The following is a 12821-nucleotide window of genomic DNA, read 5'->3' as shown; positions in this document are numbered from 1 at the left end:
TTAAGTATAGCGAATTACTCAGCATCAGCTGCTGGAGTTTCTTCAGCAGGCTTGTCTACTGCTTCTTTCATGCTTAGACGTACGCGGCCTTGACGGTCGATTTCAAGAACTTTAACTTTAACTTCTTGACCTTCAGTCAGGTAATCAGACACTTTCTCAATGCGCTTATCAGCGATTTGAGAGATGTGTACTAGACCATCTTTACCAGGAAGAATAGTAACGAAAGCACCGAAGTCAGCTAGACGAGCAACTTTACCTGTGTAGATAGTACCTACTTCAACTTCAGCAGTCAGTGCTTTAATGCGGTTGATTGCATCTTCAGCTTGCTCACCAGAAGTCGCAGCGATCTTAACTGTACCATCATCTTCGATTTCGATAGTTGTACCAGTCTCTTCACATAGAGAACGGATAACAGCGCCACCTTTACCGATAACGTCACGGATCTTATCAGTGTTGATTTTCATCGTGTGGATACGTGGAGCGAATTCAGAGATATCTTCACGAGCACCACCAAGTGCCTCATCCATAACAGAAAGGATGTGCTTACGCGCGCCTTGTGCTTGGTTAAGAGCGATCTGCATGATCTCTTTAGTGATACCTTCGATCTTGATATCCATTTGAAGAGCAGTGATACCTTCGTTAGTACCTGCTACTTTAAAGTCCATGTCACCTAGGTGATCTTCGTCGCCAAGGATGTCAGAAAGAACAACGAAATCGTCGCCTTCTTTAACAAGACCCATCGCGATACCCGCAACAGAAGCTTTGATTGGAACACCAGCATCCATAAGCGCTAGAGATGTACCACATACAGAAGCCATTGAAGAAGAACCGTTAGATTCAGTGATTTCCGATACAACACGTACTGTGTATGGGAATTCTTCAATTGAAGGCATAACCGCAGCAATACCACGCTTAGCAAGTTTACCGTGACCAATTTCACGACGCTTAGGAGAACCAACGAAACCTGTTTCACCTACACAGTATGGAGGGAAGTTGTAGTGTAGAAGGAAGTGATCTTTCTTCTCACCCATTAGGCTATCGATGATTTGAGCATCACGTTGTGTACCAAGCGTTGCAGTAACAAGTGCTTGAGTCTCACCACGAGTGAATAGAGATGAACCGTGTGTACGCGGAAGAACACCAGTACGTACATCAAGTGCACGAACCATGTCTTTCTCACGACCATCGATACGTGGGTTACCAGCAATGATGCTGCGACGTACAACTGTCTTCTCTAAATCGTGGAAGATAGAGTGGATTTCTTTCGTGTTTGCTTCTGGATCTTCAGCAAGCAATACTTCATTTACTTCTGCAGAAATCTCATGGATGCGGTCGTAACGAGCCATCTTCTCAGTGATTTTGTAAGCATCAGCAAGCTTAGTTTCTGCTAGCTCAGCGATCTTAGTGTTAAGCGCTGTGTTCTCTTCTGGAGCTGTCCAATTCCATGAAGGAGTTGCTACTTCAGCTGCGAATTCATTGATCGCTTTGATAACAACTTGTTGTTGATCGTGACCGTAAACAACAGCAGAAAGCATCTCTTCTTCTGTTAAGTTATCAGCTTCAGATTCAACCATTAGTACCGCGCCTTCAGTACCAGATACAACAAGATCCAGCTTAGAGCTTTCTAGCTCTGTGTTTGAAGGGTTAAGAACAAGTTGACCGTCAATGTGACCAACACGTGCCGCACCGATAGGACCATTGAATGGCGCACCAGAGATAGCAAGAGCAGCAGACGTTGCGATCATAGTGATCATGTCTGGGTTTACGTCTGGGTTGATAGAAACAACCGTTGCGATTACCTGAACTTCGTTTTTAAACGCATCAGGGAAAAGAGGACGAATTGGACGGTCGATTAGACGAGCCGTTAGTGTCTCAGCTTCAGAAGGACGACCTTCACGCTTAAAGAATCCACCAGGGATTTTACCAGCAGCGTAAGTACGCTCTTGGTAGTTTACTGTTAGCGGGAAGAAGTCTTGACCTTGAACCGCTTCTTTTTTAGCAACAACAGAAACGAATACTGACGTATCGTCCATAGTTGCCATTACAGCAGCAGTAGCTTGACGTGCGATAACGCCAGTTTCTAGAGTAACGGTGTGATTGCCGTATTGAAACGACTTTACAACTGGTTTTTCAAACATTATATATCCTTGATCTAAAGAGCAACTTTAGAATAAGTAAGTGACAGTTCAAGAAATTACCAATCGCGACTAGTGAAAAGAGACTGAGGATAAATAAGGTTTTACCCGAATCGCTTTTGAATAGTCGCGACCAATTGGCCGACATCTGTGACTGTAATTCTTGAACAATTTTATCTGCCTAATGCGAGAGCATGTCAGGCGAGGCGTAGTATAAACTATATAGGTGCTCTTTTGCTATGACCTATGACTTTGTCATAAAAAAAAGAGGGTTTTTAAGCAGATTTCAGGCAACAAAAAAGGGGCATAAAGCCCCTTTCTAAACAAACTTGCTATGCAGCTATAATTAGCGACGTAGACCTTGACGTTTGATTAGATCTTGGTAACGAGCTAGGTCTTTGCCTTTCAAGTAATCAAGAAGTTTACGACGGCTAGATACCATGCGTAGAAGACCACGACGGCTGTGGTGATCGCCTTTGTGAGCTTTGAAGTGACCTTGAAGGTGGTTGATAGAAGCAGTTAGTAGTGCTACTTGTACTTCTGGTGAACCAGTGTCGCCTTCAGAACGTGCGTATTCTGCAACGATTGCTGCTTTAGTTTCTGCATTCAGAGACATAATGCTCTCCTAATAAGAGTAGGTTTGTATTTGTAGCAGCCAATCTCTGATTCAGCCACTACGCGAAGCGCGGATTATAAGGGAAGTTCAACGCGATAGCAACTGAATAAAACTACTTGCATCTCACTACACCTTCATACGGCTCACTAAAGTTTATTTGCGACGATTTTTTTCATGGTAAACTTAGGGTTAACACCTCAAATCATTTATTAGGAACCATTATGAAAATCGGCATCATTGGCGCAATGGAACAAGAAGTCTCTATTCTAAAGAGCGCCATCATTAACTGTAAAGAGATCAACAAAGCAGGCTGCACTTTCTTCTCAGGCCAACTAGAAGGTGTTGATGTTGTCGTTCTGCAATCAGGTATTGGTAAAGTTGCTGCCGCGATTGGTACCACTATTTTACTGGATGAGTATCAACCTGATGTGGTGATTAATACTGGCTCTGCGGGTGGATTTGATTCGACTCTTAACTTGGGTGATGTGGTAATTTCAACGGAAGTTCGTCATCACGATGCTGATGTAACGGCTTTTGGTTACGAAATGGGTCAAATGGCCGGTCAACCTGCCGCTTTCACTGCAGACCAAAAATTGATGGATATTGCAGAGCAAGCATTAACACAAATGGAAGACAAACACGCGGTTCGTGGTCTCATCTGTACCGGTGATGCGTTTGTTTGTACAGCGGAACGCCAAGCGTTTATTCGTAAGCACTTCCCTTCTGTTATTGCAGTAGAAATGGAAGCTTCGGCGATTGCTCAAACTTGTCATCAATTCAACATCCCATTTGTTGTCGTACGTGCGATCTCTGACGTAGCAGATAAAGAATCACCAATGAGTTTTGAAGAGTTCTTACCGCTAGCAGCGAAAAGCTCTTCAGAAATGGTCGTTAAGATGGTTCAACTTCTAAAATAGTTAACAGCGGATATCATGGAAGAGATCTTCAATCAGCTATATTCAAACGGTACGCTCCTTGTTATGTGGGGAGCGCTACTTTTTCACCTTATTATCCCTATTCCAAGGGAGGCTCATCCTGTCACTTTATGGCATAAATTTGCGGAGCAACTGGCTGAAAAAGTAAATACCAACACCCACTACTCTCAAAGCCTAATTTCGGGCACATTAGCCTGGTTGTTAATGGTGATCCCGGCAATTCTGGTTCTTTGGGCACTCAAACCTCTTGTTTGGCAACCGCAACTCTTTGAACTTGCCTTGTTGCTGCTTGCGTTAGATTGGCGAAGCAACGAAAAACTCGCTAACGGTTTAACCAAGGCGCTCGCTCATGATGATAAAAAAACCGCAAGAACCCTCCTCTCTCCGGTTTTGAATCGTGATACGAGCAGTTTATCTGCACTAGGGCTCGGGAAAGCAGGCGCAGAGACCATCATTATGGGTTATGGTCGCAATGTAGTTTGTGTTCTCTTTTGGTATGCAATTGCAGACGGCAGTGGCGCTCTTATTTATCGACTTACCGCAGAGCTAGCCAGAGCATGGTCGCCTTCTCGTGCACGCTATTCTCCTTTTGGGTTGACTGTGACTCGCACCGTTGCCATCTTAGATTTCATACCTCTACGCCTTTTCGCACTCTTTATTGTTTGTGGTAACAAGGCCTTTCATACATTCAAAACCATGCTGATTCAAAGCCCTTCTTGGCCACTTCCTGGCCCTGCATGGCTACTCACTTCTGTGGGTAATAAGCTTGAGCTGTCTTTAGGTGGTCCCGCTATCTATAACAAGCGCAAAAGTGTGCGAAGCAAAATAGGTGGCCGAATTGCGCCTTCTGCTATCCACCTATCACAAGTGCAAACCCTAATTGCTTGGCGCGTATTTGCGTGGATTCTTATTCAAAGTCTGATTCTTTTTACTGTTTACCAAGGGTTTTAAATGCCTCGCCTTTTTCCATTATCACTTTTTATCGCATCTAGCCTTTTTCTGTCCACGTCGCTGAACGCTGCCGCTGAAACAAGAACGCCCGTCAATAGGGTGATATCACTGGCTCCACACGCAACAGAAATCGCCTTTGCTGCTGGCCTTGGGGATAAACTCGTTGCGGTCAGTGAGATGAGTGACTATCCCAAAGAAGTGAAATCCATTGAAAAAGTCGCCAACTATCAAGGAATGAAGCTTGAAAGAATCATTGCTCTTCAGCCTGACCTTATCATTGCATGGCCATCCGGTAATCCACAGAAAGAACTCGAAATGTTAGAACGCTTTGGTTTTGATATCTATTACTCTCACACTAGCAGCCTTAATGATATCGCCAATAATATTGAACAGTTGAGCCACTATAGCGATGACCCAAACTACGGTTTCGAACAAGCTAAACTGTTCAGAAAAAAACTCGCCGAATTATCAGAACAGTATGACGTTACCGATCCTGTACGTTACTTCTACCAACTCAGTGAAAATCCTGTAATTACGTTAGCTCAAGGGCATTGGCCTAGTGAAGTGTTTTCATTTTGTGGGGGCGTCAATGTCTTCGAAAATAGTGCGACTTCCTATCCCCAAGTGGGCATAGAACAAGTCATTGTTTCAGAACCGGAAGTCCTCTTTTTATCTGAGCATGCTATCGAAAATGGAAAGATGTGGGACAAATGGGAACAGCAAATACCCGCTGTTAAGAACAGCGCGGTTTGGTCCTTGAAAGCGGATTGGATTAATCGACCAACTCCAAGAACACTTTTAGCCATTGAAGAAGTGTGTGGACACTTAGAGTCTGTTCGACAAAAACGCTAACGTTTTAATGGAGAATTACGTACAATCTCGCCATTAAAAACCCTTATCACTGAATGAGAAATTTGTAACATGGATTCCATGCTGCTCTACCTATTTGACCTGTTTGGCACCGCTATTTTTGCCATCTCTGGCGTCCTCCTTGCAGGGCGTCTTAAAATGGATCCTTTTGGCGTCATTGTATTGGGAAGTGTTACGGCAATTGGTGGTGGTACGATTCGAGACATGGCACTAGGGGCAACCCCAGTATTTTGGATTACAGACACCACTTACCTATGGGTAATTTTTATTACCTGTTTGTTAACCATGTTGATTGTGCGTAGACCGAAGCGACTCGCTTGGTGGATTTTACCTGTGTGTGACGCTATTGGCTTAGCGGTATTTGTTGGCATTGGTGTTGAAAAAGCGTTGATGTTCCAAGACTCTGCAATGGTTGCGGTTATCATGGGCGTCATTACTGGCTGTGGTGGCGGCATCATCCGAGATATGCTTGCACGCGAAGTTCCAATGGTCTTGCGCAGTGAAGTCTATGCGACAGCATGTATTTTCGGTGGTATTTTCCATACGCTAGTATTGCAAATGGGATACGACACAACTACCGCTTTTCTAGCAGGACTCATCTCAACGTTAGTCATTCGTTTAGGCGCTATTCGCTGGCATTTATCTTTACCAACTTTCGCCCTCGGAAAATAACTTTCTTTTCCCTTTAAGCTGAGATAAAAAAGACGGTATCAACACAAGGTTAATACCGTCAAGGTGATTAGCTTAATAGGAGATTATTACGCTTATCGTTGTTAAACCTTTAAATCAATATTTATAGAGAACGCGTGATTTCGTAAGCGTCCCAGATTGCAGCCATAATTGTACGGGCCTGCTTACTGTCACCAATGTTGTAGATATTCTCAACATCAAGGTTCATCTCTAACTCTTTGAACATCTCATTCTCAGCACTGTAACCGATAGAAACGATCACATGATCCGCAGCAAGTGCTTCAATATCTTCTGCATTATCTGTAGCGTGAAGCTCTACACCAGAGTCAGTAATTTGAGATAGGTATGTCGATGTTTTAACTGCTACTTTCTCTTTAACAAGGAGCTCTTTCATCATGAGGTAGTTAGCAAAACAAGTACCGTGTGGGCCACCGATGATGTCATCAGCCGCATCAACCAATGTGACTGTTTTACCTTCTTGAGCCATCCAAAGAGCGGCTTCAGCGCCCACTAGGCCAGCACCGATCACGGTGACATTCTGTCCTGTGATTTTCTCTGGGTTCATCAGCATATCTTCTGCGATGATCACATGAGACTTATCAATCCCTTTAATGGATTTTGGAACCACAGGGCGAGAGCCTGTTGCGAAGATGACTGTATCAGGCTTCTCTGCATTAATAACGTCTACATTTGCTGCAGTATTCATACGAACATCAACGCCTTTGCGCTTCATTTCCCCTTCATACCAGCTAATCAGCGTTGCATCGTCGTGCTTGAATGGTGCTTGGCTGCCCGGAATAACGTTGCCACCTAAACGGTCTGATTTTTCAAACAATACGACTTCGTGACCACGGTCTGAAGCGGTACGAGCTGCTTCCATTCCGCCAACACCACCACCGATAACAACCAGCTTTTGCTTTTTATATAGAGGCTCAGGTTTGTACTCTTCTTCGCGACCACATTGTGGGTTAACCGCACAAGAAACATTCCCAACTTCAGCCATGCGACCTAAACAACCTAGGTGGCAAGATAAACAAGGACGAACTTCTTCAAAGCGGCCACGACGAATCTTATTAACGATCTCAGGATCAGCCAATAGTGGGCGACCTAAAGAGATGTTATGAGCAACGCCTTCATTAACCGCACGTGAAGCCATGTTCGGCTCATCCATACGACCCGCCATAATGATTGGCACATCAACGACTTCTGCAACCGCTTTACAGTATGGCTTGTACATACCTGGTTTAAAGTAGTTAGGCGGGTGGTTCCAATACCATGCATCGTAGGTACCTGCATCTACGTTTAACGCATCACAACCTGCATCTACTAAATACTTCGCGGCTTTAAGACCTTCTTCCCAGTCACGGCCTACTTCTTGTGCATCTTCACCTGGAAGAATGCCCTGACCAAAGCCTTTAGTATTACTTTTCACCGAGTAACGCAGTGAAATTGCGAAATCTTCACCACATACCTGACGGATGCCTTTAATGATCTCAACAGCAAAGCGGTAACGGTTTTCGAAGCTTCCGCCATATTGGTCTGTACGCTTGTTGAAAAATTCCAGTGTAAATTGATCAAGCAGGTAGCCTTCATGCACCGCGTGAACTTCAACACCGTCAAAGCCCGCTTTTTTCATGATTGCTGCAGTTTGAATAAACTGACTGATGTAGTACTGAACTTCTTCCGTTGTTAGAGCACGGTGAGTGATCGATGGATCAAAACGGTTAGGACACTCAGATGGTGCAACCGATTTGTCTTTTGGCGTAAAGCCAGGGATCATTGAGCGTCCCCACCCTGCCGTAATCTGACCGATGATCTTAGCGCCATGGCTATGAACACGTTCGCACATTTCTTTTGCACTACGAAGATACGCAGTCGGATTTAGAGTTGGGCAAGGAAGTGAAGGCATTGGTAACGGCTCAAGTTTGTTCTCAGCCATATGAATACCAGTGATAATAAGGCCTACACCACCTTTCGCACGCGCTACGTAGTAATCAATACCACGTTTATTGTAAGCACCATCGCCATCAACGAGACCCAGCGTTCCCATTGGTGCCATTGAATAACGATTCTTTAGTTCCATTGGGCCAATTTTATTTGGCTCAAATAGGACTCGATGTTCTTGTTTCATCATCTTAGTATTACCCTAATATTTAATATGGCTGTTAACCAAAAACTGCCGCTATTAGAACAATAATCGAAAAATGAAATCTGACATTTTGAGACATTCTAATGACTAAACCAGACATCCATACAATGCCTGATTTAGATCAGTTTTATCATCCCCGTCACCATCATCGGTAATCAGATGGCGTGCACCCTGTCCACCTTTTAAATGCTCTAGAAAATGCAGTAACATCAGAGAAACCGAGTTTTTCTGCGATAATAGATACACTTAGGTTACTTTTACTTAACAGGCTGAGTGCCTTTTCTAGCTTGTAATTTTCAAGAACGACTCGATAATGAGTACTAACTTCATTCAATTTTCTATTTAATGTACGGGCTGTCATCCCCATATTTTGAGACACGAAATTAACATTCGCCAATGAGAGCTCATCCAAACTATCGAGTGCTTTCCGAACTCTCAAAACAATGTTATTAGTACTAAGCTCTGTCATTTGTTCTCGCAGTAAAACCATATTAACGCGATGGATGTCTTGCTCTGAAGTTGCTAAAGATGTGAACATGCTTTTACGCTTAAAAATAATCTTCCTTAAAATATGCCCAGAGGTAAACTGGCAAGAGAACTTTTTCTCAACAGCTTGAAAGCTAGCAGAATTTTCACTAAACAGAGAATCGAGTTGAACCTCTATCCCATCAAGCTCTGTACGGCATACACGGCGCAGCAGTGTTAGTAGTGTTGTTATATAAAGAAGTATACCTCGATTCGTTACATAGCCGTCTTTGTCACCAACTTCATTAGTGACGAACCATATCTCGACATTACCTTGCCGACTTTCATAGAACTGAAGATCAAGGGGCATCCCTAATACAATGCAGTATTCACAGGCAACCTTAAGCAAAGTATAAAGATCTGGCGCAGTCCAAAGTGCCAAGCTATAACTCCCAAACGTTAAGGGATCAATATTACCTGCGACTTCAATAGGCAGTTTATAGTTTTGCGAAGCGCTTTGGAGGTCAAAGTAATATTGCCTAGCAGAGCGTACATCCATATAACGAGTTTCAATCTCTTCGACATCAAACTCTAAAGAGGGTAAGTGCTCTGTTCGGTAGCTATTTAATAGCTTAAACCAACCGGAATGAACCAAGTACTTAGTGGTCAAAATTGAAGGGGAACTCATCAAGTGTTCTCGGTGGTGACTAATTGATACAATTAAAGCATAAAAAAACCCGCTCTAGTGAGCGGGTTTTGTTTAATCTTTATCAGATTATGCTTCGTTTGCTTTTACTTGAGCGTGTAGCTCTTGTACTGAAGTAACCGAAGTTTTTGCATCCGCTGTATGAGCCATACATGTTGCAAATGCTGCGTTTAGCGTTGTTGTGTAGTTCACTTTCTCAGCCAAAGCACCACGACGAAGAACTTTAGAATCTTCAATCGCTTGACGACCTGCAGCCGTGTTCACGATGTAGGTGTACTCGTTGTTCTTGATACGGTCAAGAATGTGAGGACGACCTTCGTGTACTTTGTTTACAAGGCGTGGGTTAATGCCCGCTTCACCTAGAATAACCGCCGTACCGTGAGTAGCATCCAACTGGTAACCAAGTTTAGTTAACTTAGACGCAAGGTCTACAACACGCTCTTTATCACCTTCACGAACAGATAGAAGTGCACGTCCACCTTCAGGGTAGATATTGCCACAACCTAGTTCAGCTTTAGAGTATGCTTCAGCGAATGTTGGACCCACACCCATCACCTCACCAGTAGAGCGCATTTCTGGGCCTAATAGTGGGTCAACACCAGGGAACTTGTTGAATGGCAGTACAACTTCTTTCACTGAGTAATAAGGTGGGATAATCTCTTTAGTAAAGCCTTGAGACTCTAAAGATTGGCCTGCCATTACACGAGCTGCAATCTTAGCAATTGGCGCACCAGTTGCTTTAGATACAAATGGAACGGTACGTGCTGCACGAGGGTTAACCTCGATTAGGTATACTTTGTTATCTTTAACAGCAAACTGTGTATTCATTAGACCGCGAACACCCAATTCAAACGCTAGCTTTTCAACTTGCTCACGCATGACATCTTGGATTTCATCGCTAAGCGTGTAAGCAGGAAGAGAACATGCTGAGTCACCAGAGTGAACACCGGCTTGTTCGATGTGCTCCATGATACCGCCGATAACAACGCGCTCACCGTCACAAATCGCATCAACGTCTACTTCAACGGCGTCATCTAAGAAGCTATCAAGTAGTACTGGAGATTCGTTCGAAACACTTACGGCTTCGTTGAAGTAACGACGTAAGTCTTGCTCATCGTATACGATTTCCATCGCACGACCACCAAGAACATAAGAAGGACGTACAACCAATGGGAAGCCAATTTCGCGAGATTTTTCTACCGCTTGCTCCATTGTTGTCACTGTTGCGTTCTCTGGTTGTAGAAGACCAAGACGGTCTACAGCAACTTGGAAACGCTCACGGTCTTCTGCACGGTCGATAGCATCTGGGCTAGTACCAATGATTGGTACGCCAGCAGCTTCAAGAGCACGAGCTAGTTTCAGTGGTGTTTGACCACCGTACTGAACGATAACGCCTTTTGGCTTTTCAACGCGAGCGATGGCTAGTACATCTTCCAGAGTTACTGGTTCAAAGTACAGACGGTCTGATGTGTCGTAATCGGTAGAAACTGTCTCAGGGTTACAGTTAACCATGATTGTTTCGTAGCCATCTTCACGTAGCGCTAGTGATGCGTGTACACAACAGTAGTCGAACTCAATACCTTGGCCGATACGGTTTGGACCGCCACCCAAGATCATGATCTTGTCTTTTTCTGTAGGGTTCGCTTCACACTCATCATCGTAAGAAGAGTACATGTAAGCCGTATCTGAAGAGAATTCAGCCGCACAGGTATCTACACGCTTGTACACTGGGTGGATATCGAACTGGTCACGTAGGCGGCGAATTTCACTTTCTGCTACACCCAGAATTTTAGATAGGCGAGCATCAGCGAAACCTTTACGCTTAAGCTTGTTCAATACGTCTTTGTTAAGACCAGCAAAACCGTTCGCTTTTACTTGTTGCTCAAGAAGCACAATGTCTTCAATTTGAACTAAGAACCAACGGTCGATTTGCGTTAGATTAAATACGCCATCTACTGACATACCAGCACGGAATGCATCCGCGATGTACCAAATACGCTCAGCGCCGGCTTCTTTTAGTTCGTGACGAATCGTTGTTAGAGCGTCAGGCGCATCTAAATCAACCATTTCATCAAAGCCATTCGCACCAACTTCTAGGCCACGTAGTGCTTTTTGCAGAGACTCTTGTTGGTTACGGCCGATAGCCATAACTTCACCAACAGACTTCATTTGAGTCGTTAGACGATCGTTAGCACCTGCAAATTTCTCGAAGTTAAAACGAGGAATCTTAGTTACTACGTAGTCGATTGTTGGTTCGAATGATGCTGGAGTTGCGCCGCCAGTGATGTCATTCATTAGCTCGTCTAGCGTGAAGCCTACAGCGAGCTTCGCTGCAATCTTAGCAATTGGGAAGCCTGTTGCTTTCGATGCTAGAGCAGAAGAGCGAGATACACGTGGATTCATCTCGATGATAACCATACGGCCATCTTTCGGGTTGATACCAAACTGTACGTTTGAACCACCCGTTTCAACACCAATCTCACGCAGTACTGCTAGAGAAGCATTTCGCATTAATTGGTATTCTTTGTCTGTCAGCGTTTGCGCTGGAGCCACGGTGATTGAGTCACCCGTGTGAATACCCATTGGGTCAAAGTTTTCAATCGCACATACGATGATACAGTTGTCGTTTTTATCACGAACCACTTCCATCTCGTACTCTTTCCAACCGATAAGTGACTCATCGATTAGAAGCTCATTGGTAGGAGAAAGATCCAGACCACGGCGACAGATTTCTTCAAATTCTTCTTTGTTATAAGCGATACCACCGCCTGTACCACCCATCGTAAACGATGGACGAATGATACAAGGGAAGCCAACCATGTCTAAAACTTTGTAAGCTTCTTCCATCGTTTTCGCTGTATCAGCCGTTGGACATTCAAGGCCAATTGATTTCATTGCTTTATCAAAGCGTGAACGGTCTTCTGCTTTATCGATAGCGTCAGCCGTTGCACCAATCATTTCAACACCGAACTCTTCAAGAACGCCGTGCTTCTCTAAATCAAGTGCACAGTTAAGAGCAGTTTGTCCACCCATAGTCGGTAGAACTGCGTCTGGCTTCTCTTTAGCGATGATGTTACGAACAACTTCCCATTGAATAGGTTCGATGTATGTTGCATCGGCCATATCAGGGTCTGTCATGATGGTTGCTGGGTTCGAGTTTACAAGGATAACTCGGTAGCCTTCTTCACGAAGTGCTTTACAAGCTTGAGCACCAGAGTAATCAAACTCACATGCTTGACCGATAACAATCGGGCCAGCACCTAGAATTAGAATACTTTGAATGTCAGTACGTTTTGGCATTGTC

At 44.1% G+C, this 12821-nt stretch carries 9 protein-coding genes; 4 read left to right on the top strand and 5 right to left on the bottom strand.

Going from position 1 to position 12821, the window contains the following annotated elements; translation table 11 throughout:
* Positions 1-14 precede the first annotated feature (14 nt).
* Positions 15-2138, bottom strand: coding sequence for a polyribonucleotide nucleotidyltransferase (gene pnp, locus KP803_RS16285; RefSeq protein WP_248009916.1), 2124 nt, complete (start codon positions 2136-2138; stop codon positions 15-17).
* Between the two features lie 343 nt (positions 2139-2481).
* A complete protein-coding gene (gene rpsO, locus KP803_RS16280; RefSeq protein ID WP_248009915.1) occupies positions 2482-2751 on the bottom strand; it encodes a 30S ribosomal protein S15 in 270 nt (89 codons plus the stop codon).
* Positions 2752-2972: 221 nt separating this feature from the next.
* Here rpsO and mtnN point away from each other — a divergent pair, with 221 nt between their 5' ends.
* The 4 genes from mtnN (at position 2973) to KP803_RS16260 (ending at position 6179) form a co-directional block, all read left to right on the top strand.
* Positions 2973-3668, top strand: a complete 696-nt coding sequence (gene mtnN / locus KP803_RS16275; RefSeq protein WP_248009914.1) for a 5'-methylthioadenosine/S-adenosylhomocysteine nucleosidase — start codon at positions 2973-2975, stop codon at positions 3666-3668.
* Positions 3669-3683: 15 nt separating this feature from the next.
* On the top strand, positions 3684-4637 hold the full coding sequence (locus KP803_RS16270) for a cobalamin biosynthesis family protein (RefSeq protein ID WP_248009913.1): 954 nt from the start codon (positions 3684-3686) through the stop codon (positions 4635-4637).
* Complete coding sequence (btuF, locus tag KP803_RS16265; protein ID WP_248009912.1) at positions 4638-5489, top strand: vitamin B12 ABC transporter substrate-binding protein BtuF; 852 nt, start codon at positions 4638-4640, stop codon at positions 5487-5489.
* A gap of 69 nt (positions 5490-5558) precedes the next feature.
* The gene (locus KP803_RS16260; protein ID WP_248009911.1) at positions 5559-6179 is read left to right on the top strand and encodes a TRIC cation channel family protein; all 621 of its coding nucleotides are present in this window, start codon (positions 5559-5561) and stop codon (positions 6177-6179) included.
* 121 nt (positions 6180-6300) lie between these two features.
* On the opposite strand, the gene KP803_RS16255 is transcribed toward KP803_RS16260, so the two are convergent.
* From KP803_RS16255 to carB, 3 genes are all read right to left on the bottom strand, one after another.
* Positions 6301-8331 carry an oxidoreductase gene (locus tag KP803_RS16255; RefSeq protein ID WP_248009910.1) on the bottom strand — a complete coding sequence of 677 codons (2031 nt, stop codon included), beginning with the start codon at positions 8329-8331 and terminating at the stop codon, positions 6301-6303.
* A gap of 160 nt (positions 8332-8491) precedes the next feature.
* Positions 8492-9499, bottom strand: a complete 1008-nt coding sequence (locus KP803_RS16250) for a helix-turn-helix domain-containing protein (RefSeq protein WP_248009909.1) — start codon at positions 9497-9499, stop codon at positions 8492-8494.
* 87 nt (positions 9500-9586) lie between these two features.
* Positions 9587-12817: a carbamoyl-phosphate synthase large subunit gene (gene carB / locus KP803_RS16245; protein ID WP_248009908.1), complete on the bottom strand. Its 3231-nt coding sequence runs from the start codon at positions 12815-12817 to the stop codon at positions 9587-9589.
* Between the last annotated feature and the right edge of the window lie 4 nt (positions 12818-12821).

The sequence above is a fragment of the Vibrio amylolyticus genome (assembly GCF_023145695.1).
Taxonomy (GTDB): domain Bacteria; phylum Pseudomonadota; class Gammaproteobacteria; order Enterobacterales; family Vibrionaceae; genus Vibrio; species Vibrio amylolyticus.
Note: the sequence above shows the minus strand (reverse complement) of the source record. Positions and strands in the feature narration are given on the sequence as shown.